This window comes from Ruegeria hyattellae, from assembly GCF_041537925.1.
In the GTDB taxonomy this organism is placed as follows: domain Bacteria; phylum Pseudomonadota; class Alphaproteobacteria; order Rhodobacterales; family Rhodobacteraceae; genus Ruegeria_C.
Map to the genome: position 1 here is coordinate 176,459 of NZ_JBGOSH010000008.1, position 21,298 is coordinate 197,756.

Genomic DNA, 21,298 nt, shown 5'->3' on the forward strand with positions numbered 1-21,298 from the left:
GGCCGCGATCGCCTTTGGAGGGCACTTTCGTGACAATAAATGTAAACGCTGCTGAAATGCGGCGGGCCTATGCTGCGCAAGTCTCGCGCCGCTACAGCATGATCGCACTGGTTACAGGGCTGTTGGCCCTCAGCTTTTTCCTAGACGTGGCCACGGGGCCCGGAAAATACAGCCTGTCGACAGTATTCGATGTTTTGACTGACCCATTGTCGCATGGCGTCCGACTAAAGGTTATTGTCTGGGACTACCGGCTGCCGGTCGCCATCACGGCTGCGTTGGTCGGGGCGCTATTGGCTGTCGCTGGCGCGCAAATGCAGACGATTTTGAACAATCCATTGGCGGAACCCTTCACGCTTGGTGTGTCGGCAGCAGCGAGCTTTGGCGCCTCATTGGCAATCGTACTGGGCGTCAGCGTCATTCCTGCCGTGGGGCCCCTTCTGGTTACGGTGAATGCCTTCGTCTTCGCGCTTTTGACCTGCGGCTTTATCTTGCTTGCCACCCGCTTAAAGGGTGTTGGGTCAGAGACGATGATCTTGTTCGGGATCGCGATATTCTTCACCTTCTCTGCGCTATTGGCGTTGATGCAATACATGGCCTCGGAGGATCAAATCGCCCGGATCGTATTCTGGATGATGGGATCGCTGAGCCGTGCAAGCTGGGAGAAAATCTCGTTAGGCGGACTGCTTCTGGCCGTTGCCATTCCATTCAGTCTTTTGCGAACGTGGCCAATGACGGCCCTACGCATGGGCGAAGCAACCGCCGAAAGCATGGGCGTCGACGTATCGCGGTTACGGGTCGAGATGCTGGTCTGTATTTCCCTATTGGCCGCGACCGCCGTTTCGTTTGTCGGCACGGTTGGTTTCGTCGGCCTCGTGGGGCCGCATATCGCACGGTTGCTGGTGGGCGAAGATCAGCGGTACTTTATACCACTTTCAGCCCTCGTCGGGGCATTGGTTTTGTCTCTGACATCCTTGATATCGAAAACGATCACACCGGGCATAATCTACCCGATTGGTATCATCACCTCGTTGATCGGTGTTCCGGTGTTCATCTCTATCATTCTTAGTACGCGGCGGGAGAAACTGTCATGACCCTTAGTATTGCGAACCTCAGGGCTGGATACGGAAATACCGAAGTGCTTCACGATGTTTCGGTTCCTAATATCGAAGGTGGTGCATTCGTTGGGTTGATAGGACCCAACGCCTCAGGGAAATCCACGTTGTTTAAAACCTTGGCGGGCTTGGTGACGCCAATCGCTGGGAGTATTTCAATTGGGGATGATGACGTGACGCATTTGCGGCGCAAAGATCGAGCGCGCCGGGTCGCCTATATGCCACAGGCATTTGGGTGCAATGCCCTGCTTAGTGTTTTTGAGAGCGTGCTTCTGGCGCTTAAACAAACCACGGGATGGCGGGTCGAGTCTGACAATCTTGACCGTGTATCAGACACGTTGCGCGCGCTCGGCCTATCGCATTTAGCAAATCGCGGGATTGCTGGTCTTAGTGGCGGGCAGGCCCAGATGGTGGCTGTCGCACAAACCATCGTCCGCGCGCCAGAGGTCATTTTGTTGGATGAACCAACGAGTGCGTTGGACCTACACCACCAGCTGTCAATCCTGACCTCAATTCGGAACGAAATGGACCTCAAGAAACCTGTGGTTATGGCGGCTCTGCATGACCTGAACCTTGCGGCAAAATTCTGTGACCGCATGGTGCTGCTGTGCGAAGGTTTCATCCTTGCGGATGGTCCGCCGGAACATCTTCTCGCGCTTCCTGAAATCGGTAAAACCTATCGCGTCGAAACTGATCTGGAACAAACGAAGCGCGGTGCGCTTTACGTTGACGCCAGACTGTCGGCTTAAGCGGGCCCATTGATGGTGCAGACTTCATTTCATTCCACAGCGTATGAGGCTGCGTACGCCAGCGGTTGTCGGCATACTTCAAGCAGACATTGGCACTCCTGCAGCGAAAGCTCACTTTGTCCCGCGAAACAGACCTTTGACTCATGCCGCGAGGACGCCGCCGGGTTAAGTCCAGCACGCTGTTGCGTACTGGCTTAGACCCACTATTTTGACGCCTGAGTGACCCGCCTCAACCCGGATCCATATTGTAGATCAACCGCTCGTCGCAGGGGGCAATGCGTAGGATGTTGGTGGTGCCGGGCACGTTGAAGGGTACACCCGCAGTGACCACGATCTGGTCGGTTTCGGTGGCGAACCCGCCCGAGCGGGCGGCGCGGGCGGCAGCGACGACGGCGCCCTTGAACCGTTCCAATTCGGGCGTGATGACGCAGTTGCACCCCCAGGACAGGCAAAGCCGCCGGGCGGTGCCCAGCACCGATGTCATCGCGATGATCGGGATGCCGGGCCTCTCGCGGGCGGTCAGCAAGCCGGTGGTGCCGCTTTGGGTAAAGCAGCAGATCGCCTTGATCTCGGTCTTTTCGGCGATCTCGCGGGCGGCAGCGACGATGCCGTCGGCAACGGTGGTCCCAGCGGCCGACCGGGATGCCGCGATGATCAGCGTATAGGTCGGGTCGGCCTCGACCTCGATGGCCACCTTGTTCATGGTGCTGACAGATTCTACCGGATAGGACCCGGCGGCGGATTCGGCGCTCAGCATTATGGCGTCGGTGCCCTCGTAGATCGCGGTGGCCACGTCAGAAACTTCTGCCCGGGTCGGCATAGGGCTTTCGATCATGCTTTCCAGCATCTGGGTCGCCACAATCACCGGCTTGGCAGCGGCCCGGCATTTTCGCACTAGCCGCTTCTGGATCGGCGGCACCGCCGAGACTGGCAGTTCCACCCCCAGATCGCCCCGCGCCACCATGATCCCGTCCGAGGCATCCAGAATGTCGTCAAATTCTTCGATGGCGGCCGGTTTCTCGATCTTGCTGAGGATCGCGGCCCGGCCATCGGCCAGCGCGCGCGCCTCGAACACGTCGCGGGCTCGCTGCACGAAGCTGAGCGCCAGCCAGTCCACACCCAGTTCGCAGACGAACTCAAGGTCCTTGCGGTCCTTCTCCGACAGCGCCGCCAGCGGCAGCACCACATCCGGAACGTTCACACCCTTACGGTTGGAAATGGTACCGCCCGTCTCGACGGTTGTGTTGGCGAAATCAGGGCCGCATTCCTGCACGATCAGGCGGATCTTGCCGTCGTTGACCAAAAGCCGCGAACCGGATTCCAGCGCCTGAAAGATCTCGGGATGCGGCAAACAGACCCGGGCGGCATCCCCCGGCGTTTCATCCAGATCAAGTCGGAATGCCGCGCCTTCGACCAGTTCCTCGGCCTCGTTGGCAAAGACACCGACGCGCAGCTTCGGCCCCTGCAGATCGGCCAGAATGGCGATCGGGCTGTCCAGATCCTGTTCGATCTTTCGTATGATGCTGTGTTTCTCGCGAATCTCATCATGGCTGCCATGGCTCATGTTCAGCCGAAACACATCCGCGCCCGCCTCGTGCAGAGCACGGATTGTCTCATAGGTATCTGACGCCGGTCCCAGCGTCGCCACGATTTTCACATTTCTCAGACGTCGCACTGCTTTGCCCTCCTGCCATGCCGGATGTTACCGCAAACATCACTTGCGCCGCTTATGACCCAATTCCCTTTTACAGGCAACTGTCCTAGAGGTGCGCCAAACAAGATGACAGGCTGATGACATATTCTCCCTTTTTCATTCATGGCGAGGATCGCCCCGGGCGCTGGCTGATCACCTGCGATCACGCCACCAATCTGGTGCCTCCCGCGATCAATGCTGGCGATCTGGGTCTGCCGCGCGAGGATATGGAACGCCACATCGCCTATGATGTCGGCGCATACGAGGTGTCCAAACACCTGGGAGAGCTGTTGAACGCACCGGTGATCGCGGCCAATTTCTCGCGCCTGGCCATCGACCCCAACCGGGGCGAAGACGACCCCACGCTGTTGATGAAGCTCTATGACGGGTCGGTCATCTCCGCCAACCGCCACGCCGGTGCAGAGGAACGCGAGCGGCGGCTGAACCTGTGTTACCGGCCCTATCACACAGCCTACGAGAAACTGGCGGCGCTGCCGCATATGGTGGTGATCGCCATGCATTCGTTCACCCGGCAGCTGCGCGGACGCGCGCCACGGCCCTGGCATGTGGGCGTTCTGCATACCCCGGACGAACGGTTCTCGCGCCCCCTGGTCGACCGGCTAAAGGCGGAACCCGATCTCTGTATCGGCGTGAACGAACCCTATACTGGCGTCCTGCCCGGGGACTCCATCGATCAACACTGCACCGCGCACCATCGCCCCAATGCCCTGATCGAGTTGCGCAACGACCTGATCGCCGATCATACGGGGCAACGGGAATGGGCCGAACGGTTGGCGACGATCCTACAGGACGCATTGGCGGCAAGCAGCCTGTGACATAATGTCCGCAGCGCGCGAAGCCACCCGCGCGATTTCTTGTGCGGCCACCGCTGCATCCCCATCTTGAAGGCAATGGAGGCGCCTATGACACAGGACACCCTGACTGCGGTTTTCGGATGGATGACAATCCTCAATTTCGCCGTGCTGATCTTCAGCACCGTCATGATCGTGTCACTGAAGGACTGGATCGCCGGCATTCACGGCCGCATGTTCGATATGCAGCCCGCTGAGATGCGCATGGTCTATTTCAGATATCTGGCGAACTACAAGATCCTGACACTGATCTTCTGCCTGATGCCTTGGCTTGCCCTGAAACTGGCCTGACGGCGCGCCACACGCATCGTCAGAGGTTTGTCTTTTGCCGCGACTTGTGGTGTTACTCCACGCCAGCCCACCTCATATCCACGGAGCCGGACAATGGACCCTCAAACCGAAATCGAGCTTCAGGCCGCCGCCTTTCGCCGACTGCAGCAGCACCTGATGCAAGACCGCACCGACGTCCAGAACATCGACATGATGAACCTCGCCGGATTCTGCCGAAACTGCCTGAGCCGCTGGTATCAGGAAGCGGCGAATGAAAAAGGCATCGAGATGGACAAGACCGAGGCGCGCGAGATTTTCTACGGCATGACCATGGACGAATGGAAATCCACCTATCAGAACGAGGCCAGCCCGCAGCAGCATGCCGCCTTCGAAACCGCATTCAAGGAAAACGTGCTGGACAAGGAATAGAGCCTTACCCGGACCCGACCACCTGATCCGTGTGGCGTATCAGAGAATTTGACGCAGGAAACTCTCAGCCCGGTGATTAGCCGGAGTCCAAGTTCCAGGCGCCTTATCTGAGCGATCCTTAGTGCCACATTGCTTGCGCCGTTTGTTTCGCTTCAATCGTGAAATTGCCGTGCAAACTTTTGAGGCCAGAAAGCGCTGCGCGGACTTGGCCGCCGGTCGTGTCGATAGCCCTACCACATTGGATTGAAAAGCAATTCGGTAACTCAATGCTCGTCGCGAGGGACGCACTATGCTGGAAACTCTATTAGTTGTGGGAATTGGCCTCGCCGGCGGCATCGCAGTTGGGGCGCAAGCGCCAATAGCTGGATCAATGGGGAATCGCATTGGCGGTGCGGCGGGAAGCTTGATTGTTCATCTAAGTGGAGCGGCAGCGTCTCTTGCGCTGTTGATCATCCGTGGTGGCGAAAATATCAGCGATTGGCGCAGCTTACCTTGGTATATGCTCGGGAGCGGCGTCTTCGGACTGGTACTATACTTGTCGTTAAGTCAAACCATACCGAAATTGGGCGCTACCTCCGCAATAACTCTCATCGTAGTTGGGCAACTTATGGCAGGGATGGTTATAGACCATTTTGGCCTTTTCGAAGTTTCGGCTAGGAGTGTTGACTTACGCCGGATTCTTGCCACAGCTCTACTTCTCGCTGGAGCATATTTGATGCTTCGCTGAAGATACCGGCTGAATTTTCACACGTTGCTTTGGGCTAGAAGCAGACATCCACGATGCTTCTCGCACACGGCTCCTTTGGGTACGGATCGTAGCTTCCGCCACGATTTCTAGCCATGTGTCCAGTCACAACCCGCCGCCGATTCTGTTCAGGCGGGTCTTTTTCTTTCCAACTGCCGGGTTTTGTGCACAAATGGAAAGTCCAGGGGACAGCAATGCCAGACGCGCAGAATACAAGACCGCACGGCCGCACCCGGTCCGACGCCGGCGACCGTAGCCACCGCCTCCGATGACGTAGCGCCGCGCGGTTTAACCTGTCCGCGCCCCTCGCACAAACCATCCCACGCGCCGCGGAGAGTAAAGATTTGGAACCACTTGCATTCACATTTGAGATGGGCGTCGTTGCGGCGATGCTCGCATTCACGGTCTTTCTATTCGTGTCGGAAATCATCCGCATCGACCTTGCCGCCATCCTCGTGCTGGTGCTGCTGGGCATCTTCAGCTACCTGCCGGAGCTCGACAATCTGGCCGACCCGGCCCACCTGTTCGATGGCTTTGCCTCCAATGCGGTGATCTCGATCATCGCAGTCATGATCGTGGGCGCCGGGTTGGACCGGACCGGGATCATGAACAAGGTGGCCGCCAAGATCCTGAAACTGGGCGGCACGACCGAGGCACGCATCCTGCCCATCGTATCCGGCACTGTCGGCTTCATTTCCAGCTTTCTGCAGAATGTGGGGGCGGCAGCGCTGTTCCTGCCGGTGGTCAGCCGGATCTCGGTCCGCTCGGGCATCCCGCTCAGCCGTTTGCTGATGCCGATGGGGTTCTGCGCCATTCTGGGCGGGACCATGACGATGGTGGGGTCCTCGCCGCTGATCCTGCTGAACGACCTGATCCAGAGCGCCAATGCCGGCCTGCCCGAAGATCAGAAGATGCAGCCCTTTGGTCTATTCTCGGTCACCCCGATCGGGGCGGTGCTGATCCTGACCGGCATTCTCTATTTTCTGCTGCTGGGCCGCTGGGTCCTGCCCGGCGGGGCCGAGGACAGCGACGTGGCCTCGGCCCAGGGTACATCGGAATACCTGCAGCGGGTCTATGGGCTGGATGCCAGCGTGTTCGAGGTCGAGGTACCCGAGGACAGCCCGCTGGTCGGCCAGATTCTGGCCGATATCAACAATGAGAACAGCATATATATCATCTCGACGTTCTACCGCGGCAAATCTTCGATGGTGCAGATCCTCACCGCCGAGATCGCCGCACCCTGCCGGCTGGCCGTGATCGGCCAGGGCGGCGATGTCCGGCGCTTTGCCAAGCGTTTTGGTCTGACCGTGCGTCCCGAGCTGGACATCTTTTCCGAGGAGTTTGCTTCGACCAATGCAGGTGTTGCCGAACTGGTCATCCCACCCGATTCCAAGCTGATCGGCAAAAGCCCCCGCGATCTCTTGCTGCGCAAGACCTATGGGCTGAGCCTGCTGGCGATCCATCGTGGTGAAGACACGTTGAGCCACGTCAAGACCGAAGACCATGTCCCGACGCAAATCGGACTGGTGCCCTTTCAGGCCGGAGACATGCTGGTCGGCCATACCCGCTGGGACAACCTGATGCGGCTCAAGCGCGATCCTGATTTCGTGGTGGTGACCGCCGATTTCCCGCAGGACGAGCTGCGCCCGCACAAAGTAGGCTGGGCGCTGTTCTTCTTCGCGATCTCGCTGTCGCTGATCCTGTTCACCGATGTGCGCCTGTCGCTCTGTTTGCTGGTGGGCGCGGTGGGCATGATGCTGAGCCGGGTACTGAGCATCGACGAGGCCTATCGCGCGGTGGGCTGGAACACGGTGTTCCTGCTGGCCAGCCTGATCCCGCTGGGCCATGCAGTGCAGAACACCGGCACCGCCGCATGGATCGCGCAACAGATCCTGCTGGTCCTGGACGGCTGGCCGATCTGGGCGCTACAGGCCGGTGTGGCATTGCTGGCAACGGTGTTTTCGCTGGTCATGTCGAATGTCGGGGCGACGGTGCTGCTGGTGCCGCTGGCCGTGTCCATCGCCGTGGCGGCGGGGGCGAACCCGGCGGTGTTTGCCCTGACGGTGGCGATCTCGACCTCGAACTCGTTCATCATCCCCACCCATCAGGTCAATGCGCTGATCATGGGGCCCGCGGGCTACAAGGTGATGGATTTCGTCAAGAGCGGCGGCATCATGACCGTGCTGTTCTGGATCGTGTCGCTGCTGATGCTGAACCTGATATTCTGAGCGGCGGGCCGCGCTGGCCCGCCCGCTGATTGCTCTAGATCGCTGTCTTGCGGCTTTCGTCCAGATAGATCTCGCGCAGGCGCTTGGCGATCGGGCCAGGCGTGCCGTCGCCCAACTGCACGCCGTCAATCTCGACCACCGGCATCACAAAAGCGCTGGCCGAGGTGGTAAAGGCCTCATCCGCCTCTTTCGCCTCGTCGATGGTGAACAGCCGTTCCTCGATCTGCATCTGCGCCTCTTCCGCCAGCCGCAACACCGCTTTGCGGGTGATACCGTGCAGGATGTCCGTGCTTAGCGGGCGGGTCACGATGGTGCCGTTCTTGATGAAATAGGCGTTGTTCGAGGTGCCCTCGGTCACATAGCCGTCCTCGACCATCCAGGCATCGTCGCACCCCGCCTTCTTGGCCATCATCTTGCCCATCGACGGGTAGAGCAGCTGCACGGTCTTGATGTCGCGGCGGCCCCAGCGGATATCGTCGATCGAGATGATCTTGGCACCCTTTTTCGAGGCCGGGCTATCGGCGAGGTTCGGTTTGTTCTGGGTAAACAGCACGATGCCCGGCTTGGTATCGGCGTCCGGGAAGGCGAAATCGCGATCCCCATCCGAGCCGCGCGTGACCTGAAGATAGACCAGACCTTCGACGATCCCGTTCTCCTCGACCAGCTTGCGGTGGATTTCCAGCAACTCGTCCTTGCTGCAGGGCGCGGCCATGTCCAGTTCTCGCAACGAGCGCTCCAGCCGTACCGCGTGACCGTCGAAATCGATCAGCTTGCCGTCGAGCACGCTGGTCACCTCATAGACCGCGTCCGCCATCAGGAAGCCACGGTCGAAGATCGAGATCTTGGCCTCGTCCTCGGGCAGGTATTCGCCATTCACAAAAACTGTGCGCATGATCTGTCTCCTATCCCCAGAGAGCCGCATCCGGCGGATGCACGCCCTTGTGGTCAAATGTCAAAGCGTTGTCGCGGTCTTCGGCCAAGAGAAGCGGGCCGTCAAGGTCCGTTACCATCGCTCCCTGGGCCAGCAGGGTCGCAGGGGCCATCGCCAGCGACGATCCGACCATGCAACCGACCATCACGTCATAGCCTTCGGCCAGCGCCGCCGCACGCAGTTTCAGGGCCTCGGTCAGACCGCCGGTTTTGTCCAGTTTGATATTGGCGACGTCGTATTTGCCCTTGAGTTTGGGCAGGCTGGACCGGTCATGGCAGCTTTCATCGGCGCAGACCGGAACCGGGCGATCCATGCCCAGCAGTGGCTCGTCCTGACCTGCGGGAACCGGCTGTTCCACCAGCGCCACGCCAAGGCGAACCAGATGCAGGGCCAGATCGGAATAAACCTCCGCCGACCAGCCCTCGTTGGCGTCGATGATGATCTTTGCCTCTGGCGCACCGGCGCGCACCGCTTCCAGGCGCGGCATGTCATCGGGGGTGCCGAGTTTGATCTTCAAGAGCGGACGATGGGCATTTTTGCTGGCCTGTTCCCGCATCTTGTCGGGCGTGTCCAGTGACAGGGTATAGGCCGTGATCTCTGGCCCCGGTGCAGGCAGACCGGCCAGTTCCCAGACCCGCTTGCCCGCGCGCTTGGCCTCCAGATCCCAAAGCGCGCAATCAACCGCGTTGCGAGCGGCCCCTGCGGGCAACAGTTCCGTCAGAGTGTCGCGGGTGAACGCCTCGGGCAGGCTGGCGATCTCAGCTTCGACCGATGCCAGCGTCTCATCATAGCGCGCATAAGGCACGCATTCGCCCAAGCCCTGATGCACTCCGTCGCTGATCCGGACTGTCAGCACCTTCGCCTCGGTCCGCGAACCGCGCGAAATTGTAAAGGCCTGCGCCAGCCGGAACACATCGCGAGAGACCTCTACCTGCACGCGCCCATCCCTTCTTTTTCACTAAAAATCGTTCGCCAGGGGCAGAGACCCACCCCCGGCTCGCCGCTTAAATCACAGCTCGGCCAGCGCATCCACCAGCTTGCCTGCACCAAAGCGATAAGGGTCGGTGGCGGGAATGCCCATCTCTTCCTCGACCTCGGCGATATAGGCGCGGGCCTCGTCCTCACTCATATGCTGGGTGTTGATCGAGACACCGACCACCTGACAGGCCGGGTTGGCGACCCGCGCCAGCGGCAGCGCTGTATCGCGCAGCTGCGCCAGCGTCGGCAGGCCGTATTCCGGCAATCCACGCATATGGGTACGGGTGGGTTCGTGGCACAGGATCAGTGCATCGGGTTGACCGCCATGCACCAGAGCCATCGTCACCCCGGAATAAGAGACGTGGAACAGCGAGCCCTGCCCCTCGATATGATCCCAGTGATCTTCGTCATTTTCGGGGGTCAGGTATTCAACGGCGCCCGCCATGAAATCAGCGATGACCGCATCCAGCGGCACGCCCTGCCCGGTGATCAAAATGCCGGTCTGGCCCGTGGCGCGGAAAGTAGATTTCTGGCCGCGCTTGCGCATCTCGGCATCCATCGACATCGCAGTATACATCTTTCCCGCCGAACAATCCGTGCCCACAGCCAGACAGCGCTTGCCGGACCGCTTCCTGCCATTTGCGATGGGGTAGCCAACGGTCGGCACCCGCACGTCATGCAGCGTGCCACCATGGGTTTGTGCGGCGGCGACCAGATCGCCCTCGTCGCGCAGCAGGTTATGCAGACCCGAGGCCAGATCATAACCCATCTCAAGCGCCGCGATCAGGACCTCTTTCCACGCGTCGCTGATGAAGCCGCCGCGATTGGCGACACCAATGACCAGCGTCTTGGCCCCGGCCTCTTTCGCCTCAGCCAGTGTCAGGTCGGTCAGACCCAGATCGGCACCGCAGCCGGGCAGACGGATCTGGCCGACGGCATTCTCGGGCCGCCAGTCACGGATTCCGATGGCCACCTTGGCGGCCAGTTGGTCGGGTGCATCCCCAAGGAACAAAAGATACGGCGTCTCGATCATTGCGGTTCACTCCTCTGATTCCGGCGCACAATACGGGTGCGGGGCCGCAAGCGTTTCGTTTTTGCACCAGAAATCCCATTAAACGGCGCAAGATTGTCCCGCGAATTATTACTCCTGACGAAGATTCTCCCGACAAGCCAGACAAACGCGACCATCTCTGCGCAGATCCCGGCCAACCGCCAAAGATGCTGCACCGCCAATGCTGCATACGCACAATAGCGCTTGCGGGTAGGGCTGTAATTTAATATCCCCAAAACTGACAAAATCGTAATTTCCTTACCTACACGAGGCGACCAATGAGCTTTCGCATTCAACCCGCCGCCCCGGCGCGCCCCAATCGCTGCCAGTTGTTCGGCCCCGGTTCGAACACCAAATTGTTTCCTAAAATGGCGGCCTCGGCGGCGGATGTCATCAACCTCGATCTCGAGGATTCGGTCGCGCCAAGCGACAAGGATGCCGCCCGCGCCAATGTGATCGAGGCCCTGAACACTGTCGATTGGGGTACCAAATACATGTCCGTCCGCATCAACGGTCTGGACACGCCCTATTGGTACCGCGACGTGGTCGATCTGCTGGAACAGGCGGGTGACCGGCTGGACCAGATCATGATCCCAAAGGTCGGCTGCGCCGAGGATGTCTACGCGGTTGACGCGCTGGTCACTGCCATCGAGCGCGCCAAGGGCCGAGCCAAGCCGATTTCCTTTGAGGTGATCATCGAATCCTCGGCCGGGATCGCCCATGTCGAGGCCATCGCGGCCTCCTCGCCCCGCCTGCAGGCCATGAGTCTGGGCGCGGCCGATTTCGCTGCCTCGATGGGGATGCAGACCACCGGCATCGGCGGCACGCAGGAAAACTATTATATGCTGCGCGAAGGCGAAAAGCACTGGTCCGATCCTTGGCACTGGGCGCAGGCCGCCATCGTCGCCGCCTGTCGCACCCATGGCGTGCTGCCGGTTGATGGCCCGTTCGGCGATTTTTCGGATGACGAGGGCTATATCGCACAGGCCAAACGCTCGGCCACGCTGGGTATGGTGGGCAAATGGGCGATCCACCCCAAGCAGATCGCGCTGGCCAATCAGGTCTTCACCCCCTCGGACGAGGCGGTCACCGAGGCGCGCGAGATTCTGGCGGCAATGGAACAGGCAAAGGCCAATGGTGAAGGCGCCACAGTGTATAAAGGCCGCCTGGTCGATATCGCCTCGATCAAGCAGGCCGAAGTGATTGTGGCACAGTCCGACCTGATCGCGGCAAACGGCTAGTCAGACAAGTAGGGGCACCTGTTTGGTGCCCCGTTGCTTTCCCGGTCTTTTGCGCCTCTATCTGTATCCAAACACGTCGTTGGGGACCCATTTCAGATCTTCGTCGCCTTCCTTGCCCCATTTCATCATCAGGCAGGAGGTCGCCCATTTCTGGAAATAGACCATGTTCAGATCATACCAGCCCGCTTGCGGCACTTCGACGGTGGTGCGCTGGTTCGACGAACAGGTCTGACGGCCCGTGACGATCCCCACCTTCTGCCCACCGATAAAGGCCTCGATCCCGTCATTGGACCAGGTTTCGACCTCATAGGTGCCGGGTTCATCAAAGCGGATATAGCCCCGAATGACGGCGGCTACATTGAAGGCCTGATCGAATGTCAGTACCGGATCGCCCTCGTCGGTATCACGGTAATCCAGCCCGCGTAGAGGCTTGCCCGATTTGGCACCCTTTTTCAGCAGACCCTTGGCTTGCTCCAGAAAATCGATCTTGGCGGGTATATCCCCAGCCCAGGCATAAGCCACCGCCAGTCCGGTTTTCAGCCCGGATGGCTGCGGGCTTGCAGGCTGAAGTTTCTTGGGGGCCGCCCCTGCGGCCGAAGCCACAAGAACACAAGCCAAAACAGCGCCCATCCGTGATAAGAACGTCATGATAGTCTCCCTGAAGATCAATGCCGCTCCGGTCTGCGCCGGCTTATCGACAGAACTTCGGCGAGCCTAGGCAGGAAGATCGGCCCAGGCAAGTCTCGGCTGTTCAACTTTTCCCCTTACGCCCGTTCATCCTTGGGCGAGCCCATCACCACATAAGATGTGATCGCCGTCACATGCGGCAGGGTGCCCAGTACATCCGTGTGAAAGCTCTTGTAGCTAGGAAGATCGGCGCATTCGACCCGCAGCAGGTATTCGATCGTACCGGTAATGTTGTGACACTCGACCACTTCCGGAGCGCGGGCGATGGCGCGTTCGAACCCCTCCTGCGCCGCTTTGGTATGCTCTCCCAGACCGACGCCGATATAGGCGGTGAAGCCATGGCCCAGCGCCACCGGGTCCAGCACCGCGCGGTATCCTTTGATGATCCCGCGCCTTTCCAGTTCCTGCACCCGGCGCAGGCAGGCCGAGGGGCTGAGACCGGCGCGGTCGGCCAGTTCAAGGTTCGAGATTCGTCCATCCCGCTGCAATTCCCGCAATATCGTGCGGTTTGTGTGATCCAAGTCGGTCATAAGTTGCAAATATAGGGCAGCAAACCCAATATTCGCAATTTCAATCCGGGCTATTGGCGTAATGCTTGCCGACATGACCTACGACCTGCTGCTCGCCTTTGTCGGATTCGCTTTCGTCTCGTCGATAACGCCGGGCCCCAACAACCTGATGCTGATGGCCTCGGGGGCCAATTTCGGCTTTCGCCGCACCATTCCGCATATGCTGGGGGTGGGTATCGGATTCGCGCTGATGATCGCGCTGGTCGGTGCTGGGCTGCTGGGCCTGTTCGACATGTTTCCGCTCAGCTATGTGATCCTCAAGACCTTATCTGTGATCTATCTGCTCTATCTCGCGTGGAAGATCGCCACCGCCGCGCCCATCGACCGCCAGGCCGAGGCAGGCACACCCATGCGCTTTATGCAGGCCGTCGCATTTCAATGGGTCAACCCCAAAGCCTGGGCGATGGCGCTGACTGCGATCAGCATCTACGCGCCGGACCGTTCGATCCCCGCGATTCTGCTGGTGGCGGCGATCTTTGGTGCAATCAACCTGCCCTGCATCAGTTCCTGGACCGTGCTTGGCCAGCAACTGGCGCGGTTCCTGAGAAACCCGCACCAGCTGCGCATATTCAACGGGATGATGGCCGCGCTGCTGGTTGCCTCGCTCTACCCGGTGCTCTGGTCCGGTTGAGCTACTTTAGCGGCAGGCAAATTTCGGTAAGCAGCTCTTCGGGCGCGGTGTCGCGTGGGTTGTTGAGATAGATCTCGTAACAAGGCTGGTCAGCTGGCTCCTCTCCGGATGAGGGCAGCCAGTTCCCGAACAGCGAATGATAGGCCGCATGGATGCCGGAATACGGCCCCTCATAGGTCAGCACGGCGGTTTTGCCGCTGGGGATCTGCCGTTCTTCCATCCCGTCGGGTACCGTGTCACCGCGAAATTCAGCACCCGCAAAGCTGCGCAGATCCGCCTCGGGTACAGTGTCAGGGCTGTCCAGATAGAGGGCCAGCGACGTGCCGACATCCGGCCAGAGCTGCCGCGCTTCACACATCGCGACAAAGCTTTCAAAGCTCTTGCCGATCTCCATATAGGCGCCCTTATGGGCTAGGCCGATCATCCGGCGGGCGGGTTCGGTCCGTGTGGTGACGGGATACATGGGATAATCTCCGGTTTTGAATTGTGGATGGGCGAGCGTCAGATGACCGGTCCTGCGATAAGCTGCGGGACTGACGCCATAGGCCTCGGAAAAAGCCCGCGCAAAGGACCGGGGATTGGGGTAGCCGACATCACCCGCAATCTGCTCGGGTGTCCGATCGCTCTGGAGCAACCAGCCCGCCGCGCGATGAAGGCGAATGCGCCGCACCGCTTGGGCACAGGTCTCTCCGGTCATGGCCCGGAACACCCGGTGCCAGTGAAACCGCGACATCGCTGCGACATCGGCCAGCGCATCCAGCGACAGGTCCCCGGCGGGGTTGTCATGGATATACTCCAGAACGCGCAGAACCCGGTCTTCGTAGCTGCTGGCCATGTCGCATATCGCTCCCTTGTCCTTGCCCCTTCCACATGCCATGCCGACATGTCACAAATCTTGCTGAGTTGCATCCCGCCTCCCACCGGGCCATATATCGGCAAACACCGCGCAAAAGAGGCGTCATGACCCAGTATCTGGATTTCGAAAAACCGCTGGCCGAAATCGAAGGCAAGGCGGAAGAGTTGCGCGCGCTGGCCCGCGCCAACGAAGAGATGGATGTGGCCGACGAGGCGACGGCGCTGGATGCCAAGGCCGCCGCCATGCTGACCGATCTCTATAAGGATTTGACGCCCTGGCGGAAATGCCAGGTGGCGCGCCACCCCGACCGACCCCATTGCAAGGATTACATCCAGGCGCTGTTCAGCGAATACACCCCGCTGGCCGGTGACCGTAACTTTGCCGATGACCATTCGGTCATGGGCGGGCTGGCCCGGTTCAACGACCAGCCAGTGATGGTGATCGGCCACGAGAAAGGCAGCGACACCAAATCCCGGATCGAGCGCAACTTCGGCATGGCGCGGCCCGAAGGCTACCGCAAGGCGATCCGCCTGATGGACATGGCGGGCCGCTTCGGTCTGCCGGTGATCACGCTGGTCGACACGCCCGGCGCCTATCCCGGAAAAGGCGCCGAGGAACGCGGCCAGTCCGAGGCGATCGCGCGCTCGACCGAGATGTGCCTGCGCATCGGCGTGCCGCTAGTCTCGGTCATCATCGGCGAGGGTGGTTCGGGCGGGGCCGTAGCCTTTGCCACTGCCAACCGCGTGGCGATGCTGGAACATTCCGTCTATTCGGTGATCTCACCCGAGGGCTGCGCCTCGATCCTGTGGAAGGATGCCGAAAAGATGCGCGAAGCCGCCGAGGCGCTGCGCCTGACCGCGCAGGACCTGCACAAGCTGGGCGTCGCCGACCGGATCATATCCGAACCCCATGGCGGTGCCCATCGCGACAGGACCGCCGCCATCGAAGGTGTTGGCCACGCCATCGGTGACATGTTGAAGGAATTGACCGGCAAGGATCGTGATGCGCTGATCAAGGACCGCCGCCAGAAATTTCTCGACCTCGGCAACAAGGGGCTGGCGGCCTGAGCCTGCCACCCCGCTCAAAGTAAGCCGAGCGCGCGCAGGTCCGCCTCCAACGTGGCGGCATCCGTGAACAGATGCGCCTGAATGCCCATCGCCTCGGCACCCCGGCAATTCCCGACGCTGTCATCGACAAAGAGCGTATCAGAGGCCCGTATCCCGTTCCGGCTAAGGCACATCTCGAATATCTCGGGGCTGGGCTTGATCAGCCCCTCCCGCGACGAAACCACTACATCGCGCATATACCCGATTTCCGGCGCGGTCCTTTTCACCGCCTGGAACGAGGCCTCGGCCGCGTTGGTCAGCCCGAATAGACCCACACCGCGCCGATGCAGGGCTTCGACGAGTTCCGACATGCCCGACACTCGCTCACCATGGGCGGCGTCCAACCGGTTGGAATAGGCCTGAAAGATATGGGCGTGTTCGGGATGATCGCGCGCGGCAATGGCCAACCCATCTTCCCAGCTGCGGCCGCGATCCTGTTCGGCATTCCAGCCAAAGAAATCAATCTGATCGAAGCAGGCCAGCATCTCGGCTTCGCTGGAAAAGTGCCCGTTCAATGCCTCATAGGGCCGCCACCGGATGAGCACATTGCCGAAATCGAAAATAACGTTCTTCATGAATTGATCCTGTTCGGAACGACCCTGAGGAGCCCGTTCTGCCCTATCCGCGCCGAAGCCTTTGCAACAATTGCTGCGTCGGCTGTCCGGTCACCGGCAACCCCTTGGCCCGCTGATAGGCGGTGATGGCGGAGGTGGTATTCGACCCGATCACCCCATCGGCACCCTTCGTGTCATACCCGGCGGCGGTCAGGCGGGTCTGCAACTCTTTGCGATCTTTCAGCGTCATGCCTTGCGCGTCAGGCGGGAAACTGCCCCGTATCGGTGGCCCGCCCTTGATCCGGTCGGCCAGATGCCCAATCCCGATCACATAGCTGGTGGAGTTGTTATAGCGGGTGATCACCGTAAAATTGTTGAAAATCATGAACGCAGGCCCGCTGGCCCCCGCCGGCAGAATCACCGAGGCTGCGCCGTAATCCGGTACCGTGCGCCCGTTCACGTCGCGCACGCCCAGCGCGGCCCAGTCGCTGGGGCGGCGCTTGCTGCCGCGCCCCGTCAGCCCGGTATTGAACCCCGGCGGTAATTGCACCTCGACGCCCCAGGGCTGTCCCGGTGTCCAGCCCGAGCGCCGCAGATAAGCCGCCGCCGACGCCAGCGCATCGGTTGGGTCGTCATCCCAGATGTCGCGCCGCCCGTCGCCCGTAAAATCCACCGCATAGGCGAGATACGAAGTCGGAATGAATTGCGTATGCCCCATCGCCCCAGCCCAGCTGCCGGTCATTTTGTCGGGCGTAGTGTCACCGTTCTGCAGGATCTTGAGCGCGGCCACTAGCTGACTTTCAAAAAACTGACCACGTCGCCCGTCATAGGCCAGCGTCGACAGAGCTGAGACCACCGGAACATCGCCGCGCCGCGCACCATAGCGGCTTTCCAACCCCCAGACCGCAGTGACATATTCCGGCTCGACTCCGTATTGCTGCTGGATACGGTTCAGCACGGCCTGATGGCTGCGCAGTTTCTGTTTGCCGGTGCTCACCCGCTCATCCGAGGCGGCGATTGCCAGATAATCCTCAAGAGAGCGTTTGAATTCGGTCTGGTTGCGGTCGCGTTCGATCACGCCTGGCAGATAGCCGGCGCCCTGAAAGGCGCGCTCCAGCGTGGGTTGTGAGATGCCACGCGACGGCGCACGGGCCCGGAAATTCGCCACCCAGGCGTCATAGCCCGCATTTGGCACTGCCCGCATGCGCTTTGGCTTGCGTGTGGTCGTCGCCGAGGTATCGCACCCTGCCAGCGCCACCGCGCCCAGCCCGGACAAAAAGAAACGCCTGTCAATCATACCGCTCTCGCCTGCTCTGGTGTTTTTTACACGATAGCGGCTTCGCAGGCCTCAAACCAGCGCGGCATTCACCCTGTGGCAACGAAATGCCAGCCCGTGCCGGCGGTCCTAACCGGCCACCATGTCATGGACCTGTACACCCAGCCCGTCGAGGCCCAGTTCCACCCGGTCACCGGGCTTCAGGTAGACCGGTGGCTTCAGCCCCATGCCGACCCCCGGCGGGGTTCCGGTGGCAATCACGTCGCCCGGATGCAGGCTCATAAAATGCGACAGGTAGGACACGACCTTGCGCACACCGAAGTGCATGGTCCGGGTCGAACCGTCCTGATACCGCGTCCCGTTCACTTCCAGATACATCGGCAGGTCCTGCGGGTCCGGCACCTGGTCGCGGGTGACCAGCCAGGGGCCGATCGGGCCGAAGGTATCGGCGGATTTGCCCTTCACCCACTGTCCGGCGCGCTCGATCTGGAACTCCCGTTCGCTGACGTCATTGATGGTGCAATAACCCGCCACATGATCCAGCGCTTCGTCCTCGCTGATATATTTGGCGTGTTTGCCGATCACCACGCCCAGCTCTACCTCCCAATCGGTCTTGGTTGATCCGCGCGGGATTTCGATCGGGTCGTTGGGGCCGCAAATCGACGAGGTCGCCTTGAAAAAAACGATCGGCTCGGGTGGCAGTTCCATCCCCGCCTCGGCGGCGTGGTCGGCATAGTTGAGGCCAATGGCGATGAGCTTGCCCACCTGTCCCACGCAGGCACCGACGCGCGGCTGCCCGTCGACCAGCGGCAGTGAAGCGGGGTCCAGCGCCCTGAGCCGGTCCAGCGCCGCATCGCCCAGCGCATCCCCTGTCAGATCCGAGATTTCACCCGAGAGGTCGCGGATATTGCCCTCCGCATCCAGAAGACCGGGCCGTTCCGACCCGACCGGGCCATAGCGCAGAAGTTTCATCGGTGATCCCTTCTCAAAATATCAGATGCTCCAGCCGCCATCGATGGCGAAGGCCTGTCCGGTGGTATAGGCGCTGTCATCGCTTGCCAGATAGAGCGCGAGCTTGGCGATTTCTTCTGCGGTACCCAGCCGTCCCATCGGCTGACGGGCCACAAACGCCCCCATCGCCTTGTCGTAGTCGCCAGTGGCGCGCAGTCGATCATGCAGGCTGGGCGTGTCGACCGTGCCCGGGCAGATCGCGTTGCAACGGATGCCCTGCGTCACGTAATCGGCGGCGATCGACTTGGTCAGCCCGATCACCGCCGCCTTGGTTGTGCCATAGGCAAACCGGTTGGGTGCCGCCGTGATCGAGGACAGGACCGAGGACATGTTGACGATCGATCCGGCCCCACGCTCCAACATTCCCGGCAGCACCAACCGGCACAGCCGGTACATAGCAGTGACGTTCAGATCATTGCTGAACGCCCAGTCGTCCTCGTCGCAATCAAGGATCGTCCCCGCCGCCACAAATCCCGCGCAGTTGAACAGGATATCGATCGGCCCGATCCGTGCCACCGCATCGCGTACCGCATCCGCGTCGGTCACATCGAGCCGGAACGGCATGATGCCGTCGATGGGCTTCAATTCTGCCAGCGTTGCCTCGTTGATATCGCAGGCCAGCACTTCGCCCCCTTCGGCGGCGAACATTTCGGCCGATACGCGGCCAATACCCTGCCCTGCTGCCGTCACCAGCGCCCGTTTTCCCGATAGTCGTCCCATCACATCACCGCTCCGATTTGCCAGGGCACGAATTCGACGCCCCCAAAACCCATTTCTTCGCTCTTCGTATGCTCACCCGAAGCCACCCGGATCAGCAATTCAAAAAGCGCCCTGCCCTTGTCTTCGATGCTGACCCCCTCGCTGATGATATCGCCGCAATTGAGATCCATGTCCTCGGCCATCCTTGCATACATCTCGGAATTGGTGGCCAGCTTGACGCACGGCGTCGGCTGAAACCCCGAGACTGAGCCGCGTCCGGTAGTGAACACGATCAGGTTGGCCCCTGAAGCGATTTGACCGGTCACCGAACAGGGATCGAAGCCGGGGCTGTCCATGAAGACAAACCCATTGCGGTCCACGATCTCGCCGAATTGATAGACCCCGCGCAACGGGGCGGTGCCGCCCTTGGCCACGGCTCCCAGAGATTTTTCCAGAATGGTGGTCAGCCCGCCCCGCTTGTTGCCGGGGCTGGGGTTGTTGTCCATCTCGCCACCATTGCGTTCGGTATAATCCTCCCACCAACGAATCCTTTCAATCAGGGCCTCGCCGATCGCAGGTGTTTCGGCCCGCCGGGTCAGCAGGTGCTCGGCGCCGTATATTTCCGAGGTCTCCGACAGGATCGTGGTGCCGCCATGGCGTACCAACAGGTCCGAGGCATGGCCCAGCGCCGGGTTTGCGGTGATCCCCGAATAGCCGTCCGATCCGCCACATTGCAGACCGACCGTCAGCTCTGACACCGGGGCGGATGCACGCAGTGCCTGGTTGGCCTGGGAGGCGATACCGCGCAGCTCTTCCAGTCCGCGCTCGATTGTTTTGCGCGTTCCGCCCTCGGACTGGATCGTCATGTAGCGCAGCGCACCATCGGCCCGGATCGGGCGACCGCCCACCAGATCGGACAGCTGCATCATCTCGCAACCCAGCCCAACCAGCAGGATGCCTCCGAAATTGGGGTGCTGGGCATAGCCCGCCAAGGTACGGAACAGGTTCGCATAGCCCTCGTTCCGCGCCGACATGCCGCAGCCGGTGCCGTGCACGATGGGCACGATGCCATCCACATTGGGAAACCCGTCCAAAAGGTCGGATTTCTCGGCCGCCTCGGCAATGAAGCGCGCCACCGAGCCAGAGCAATTCACCGTTGTCAGGATGCCGATATAGTTGCGCGTGCCCACCTTGCCATCGGCGCGGTGATAGCCTTGAAAGACCCGCGCCTCGTCGGTCGCGGGCAACGGATCGTTCTGGCTGGCAAAGGCATAGTCCTGCTGATGTGCGCCCATGCCCAGATTATGCACATGAACGTGGTCGCCTGATGCGATATCGAGTTTCGCCGCGCCGATGATCTGCCCGTAACGCCGCACTACCTGCCCCGCCCGGATCGCGGCCACCGCGATCTTGTGCCCGCGACTGACCGACGTGGTCAGCACCGCGCCCTCAACCCCTGTTCCGGCGGGTAGATCACGCAGGGCGATCACCACGTTGTCCTTTGGATGCAGCCGTATCGTATCGCGAGCCGGGCCTCTCATGGCGGGTCCTTTCACTGCTGGCGGTGGGGGTTTGCTAGCTTGACAGGCAGCACCTGTCAACTAACATGT

General features: G+C 60.8%; 22 protein-coding genes. 10 read left to right on the forward strand and 12 right to left on the reverse strand.

The window, feature by feature from the left end; genetic code table 11:
* Window positions 1-29: 29 nt before the first annotated feature.
* Both AB1E33_RS18825 and AB1E33_RS18830 read left to right on the forward strand, forming a co-directional pair.
* Window positions 30-1,091, forward strand: coding sequence for a FecCD family ABC transporter permease (locus AB1E33_RS18825; RefSeq protein ID WP_372578809.1), 1,062 nt, complete (start codon window positions 30-32; stop codon window positions 1,089-1,091).
* Window positions 1,088-1,861 (forward strand): ABC transporter ATP-binding protein, encoded by a 774-nt coding sequence (locus tag AB1E33_RS18830; protein ID WP_372578810.1) that lies wholly within the window; start codon window positions 1,088-1,090, stop codon window positions 1,859-1,861. Before AB1E33_RS18825 ends, AB1E33_RS18830 begins: the two co-directional genes overlap by 4 nt.
* A gap of 229 nt (window positions 1,862-2,090) precedes the next feature.
* Here AB1E33_RS18830 and pyk read toward each other — a convergent pair whose 3' ends face one another.
* On the reverse strand, window positions 2,091-3,536 hold the full coding sequence (gene pyk, locus AB1E33_RS18835) for a pyruvate kinase (protein ID WP_372578811.1): 1,446 nt from the start codon (window positions 3,534-3,536) through the stop codon (window positions 2,091-2,093).
* A 116-nt stretch (window positions 3,537-3,652) separates the two neighbouring features.
* Between pyk and AB1E33_RS18840 the strand changes: the two genes are divergently transcribed.
* From AB1E33_RS18840 to AB1E33_RS18860, 5 genes are all read left to right on the forward strand, one after another.
* Entirely contained in the window at window positions 3,653-4,390 is a 738-nt protein-coding gene (locus AB1E33_RS18840) for an N-formylglutamate amidohydrolase (protein ID WP_372578812.1), read from the forward strand.
* An 87-nt stretch (window positions 4,391-4,477) separates the two neighbouring features.
* Window positions 4,478-4,717, forward strand: coding sequence for a DUF6868 family protein (locus tag AB1E33_RS18845; RefSeq protein WP_372578813.1), 240 nt, complete (start codon window positions 4,478-4,480; stop codon window positions 4,715-4,717).
* A gap of 93 nt (window positions 4,718-4,810) precedes the next feature.
* A complete protein-coding gene (locus tag AB1E33_RS18850; protein ID WP_372578814.1) occupies window positions 4,811-5,125 on the forward strand; it encodes a DUF1244 domain-containing protein in 315 nt (104 codons plus the stop codon).
* Window positions 5,126-5,414: 289 nt separating this feature from the next.
* Window positions 5,415-5,852: a DMT family transporter gene (locus AB1E33_RS18855; protein ID WP_372578815.1), complete on the forward strand. Its 438-nt coding sequence runs from the start codon at window positions 5,415-5,417 to the stop codon at window positions 5,850-5,852.
* Window positions 5,853-6,214: 362 nt separating this feature from the next.
* A complete protein-coding gene (locus tag AB1E33_RS18860; protein WP_372578816.1) occupies window positions 6,215-8,098 on the forward strand; it encodes an SLC13 family permease in 1,884 nt (627 codons plus the stop codon).
* A gap of 34 nt (window positions 8,099-8,132) precedes the next feature.
* On the opposite strand, the gene AB1E33_RS18865 is transcribed toward AB1E33_RS18860, so the two are convergent.
* The 3 genes from AB1E33_RS18865 to dgcN form a co-directional block, all read right to left on the reverse strand.
* On the reverse strand, window positions 8,133-8,993 hold the full coding sequence (locus tag AB1E33_RS18865; RefSeq protein ID WP_372578872.1) for a D-amino-acid transaminase: 861 nt from the start codon (window positions 8,991-8,993) through the stop codon (window positions 8,133-8,135).
* Between the two features lie 7 nt (window positions 8,994-9,000).
* Complete coding sequence (dgcA, locus tag AB1E33_RS18870) at window positions 9,001-9,966, reverse strand: N-acetyl-D-Glu racemase DgcA (RefSeq protein ID WP_372578817.1); 966 nt, start codon at window positions 9,964-9,966, stop codon at window positions 9,001-9,003.
* A 72-nt stretch (window positions 9,967-10,038) separates the two neighbouring features.
* A complete protein-coding gene (gene dgcN / locus AB1E33_RS18875) occupies window positions 10,039-11,040 on the reverse strand; it encodes an N-acetyltransferase DgcN (protein WP_372578818.1) in 1,002 nt (333 codons plus the stop codon).
* Window positions 11,041-11,336: 296 nt separating this feature from the next.
* On the opposite strand from dgcN, the gene AB1E33_RS18880 reads away from it, so the two are divergent.
* Window positions 11,337-12,299, forward strand: a complete 963-nt coding sequence (locus tag AB1E33_RS18880; protein ID WP_372578819.1) for an L-malyl-CoA/beta-methylmalyl-CoA lyase — start codon at window positions 11,337-11,339, stop codon at window positions 12,297-12,299.
* A gap of 57 nt (window positions 12,300-12,356) precedes the next feature.
* On the opposite strand, the gene AB1E33_RS18885 is transcribed toward AB1E33_RS18880, so the two are convergent.
* A complete protein-coding gene (locus AB1E33_RS18885; RefSeq protein ID WP_372578820.1) occupies window positions 12,357-12,947 on the reverse strand; it encodes a PA14 domain-containing protein in 591 nt (196 codons plus the stop codon).
* 116 nt (window positions 12,948-13,063) lie between these two features.
* A complete protein-coding gene (locus AB1E33_RS18890) occupies window positions 13,064-13,516 on the reverse strand; it encodes an Lrp/AsnC family transcriptional regulator (protein WP_372578873.1) in 453 nt (150 codons plus the stop codon).
* Window positions 13,517-13,589: 73 nt separating this feature from the next.
* On the opposite strand from AB1E33_RS18890, the gene AB1E33_RS18895 reads away from it, so the two are divergent.
* Window positions 13,590-14,186 (forward strand): LysE family translocator, encoded by a 597-nt coding sequence (locus AB1E33_RS18895; RefSeq protein WP_372578821.1) that lies wholly within the window; start codon window positions 13,590-13,592, stop codon window positions 14,184-14,186.
* Window position 14,187: 1 nt separating this feature from the next.
* Here the strand turns inward: AB1E33_RS18895 and AB1E33_RS18900 are convergent, their stop codons facing one another.
* On the reverse strand, window positions 14,188-15,021 hold the full coding sequence (locus tag AB1E33_RS18900; protein ID WP_372578822.1) for an AraC family transcriptional regulator: 834 nt from the start codon (window positions 15,019-15,021) through the stop codon (window positions 14,188-14,190).
* Between the two features lie 125 nt (window positions 15,022-15,146).
* Here AB1E33_RS18900 and AB1E33_RS18905 point away from each other — a divergent pair, with 125 nt between their 5' ends.
* Window positions 15,147-16,109, forward strand: coding sequence for an acetyl-CoA carboxylase carboxyltransferase subunit alpha (locus AB1E33_RS18905; RefSeq protein WP_372578823.1), 963 nt, complete (start codon window positions 15,147-15,149; stop codon window positions 16,107-16,109).
* Window positions 16,110-16,123: 14 nt separating this feature from the next.
* Here AB1E33_RS18905 and AB1E33_RS18910 read toward each other — a convergent pair whose 3' ends face one another.
* The 5 genes from AB1E33_RS18910 to AB1E33_RS18930 all read right to left on the reverse strand — a co-directional run bounded on the left by AB1E33_RS18910 (window position 16,124) and on the right by AB1E33_RS18930 (window position 21,229).
* On the reverse strand, window positions 16,124-16,723 hold the full coding sequence (locus AB1E33_RS18910; protein WP_372578824.1) for an HAD family hydrolase: 600 nt from the start codon (window positions 16,721-16,723) through the stop codon (window positions 16,124-16,126).
* A 43-nt stretch (window positions 16,724-16,766) separates the two neighbouring features.
* Entirely contained in the window at window positions 16,767-17,999 is a 1,233-nt protein-coding gene (locus AB1E33_RS18915) for a lytic murein transglycosylase (RefSeq protein WP_372578825.1), read from the reverse strand.
* Between the two features lie 108 nt (window positions 18,000-18,107).
* On the reverse strand, window positions 18,108-18,950 hold the full coding sequence (locus AB1E33_RS18920) for an ureidoglycolate lyase (protein WP_372578826.1): 843 nt from the start codon (window positions 18,948-18,950) through the stop codon (window positions 18,108-18,110).
* 21 nt (window positions 18,951-18,971) lie between these two features.
* Window positions 18,972-19,712 carry an SDR family oxidoreductase gene (locus tag AB1E33_RS18925; protein WP_372578827.1) on the reverse strand — a complete coding sequence of 247 codons (741 nt, stop codon included), beginning with the start codon at window positions 19,710-19,712 and terminating at the stop codon, window positions 18,972-18,974.
* A complete protein-coding gene (locus tag AB1E33_RS18930) occupies window positions 19,709-21,229 on the reverse strand; it encodes a D-arabinonate dehydratase (RefSeq protein WP_372578828.1) in 1,521 nt (506 codons plus the stop codon). The genes AB1E33_RS18925 and AB1E33_RS18930 overlap by 4 nt, the downstream gene beginning before the upstream one ends.
* Between the last annotated feature and the right edge of the window lie 69 nt (window positions 21,230-21,298).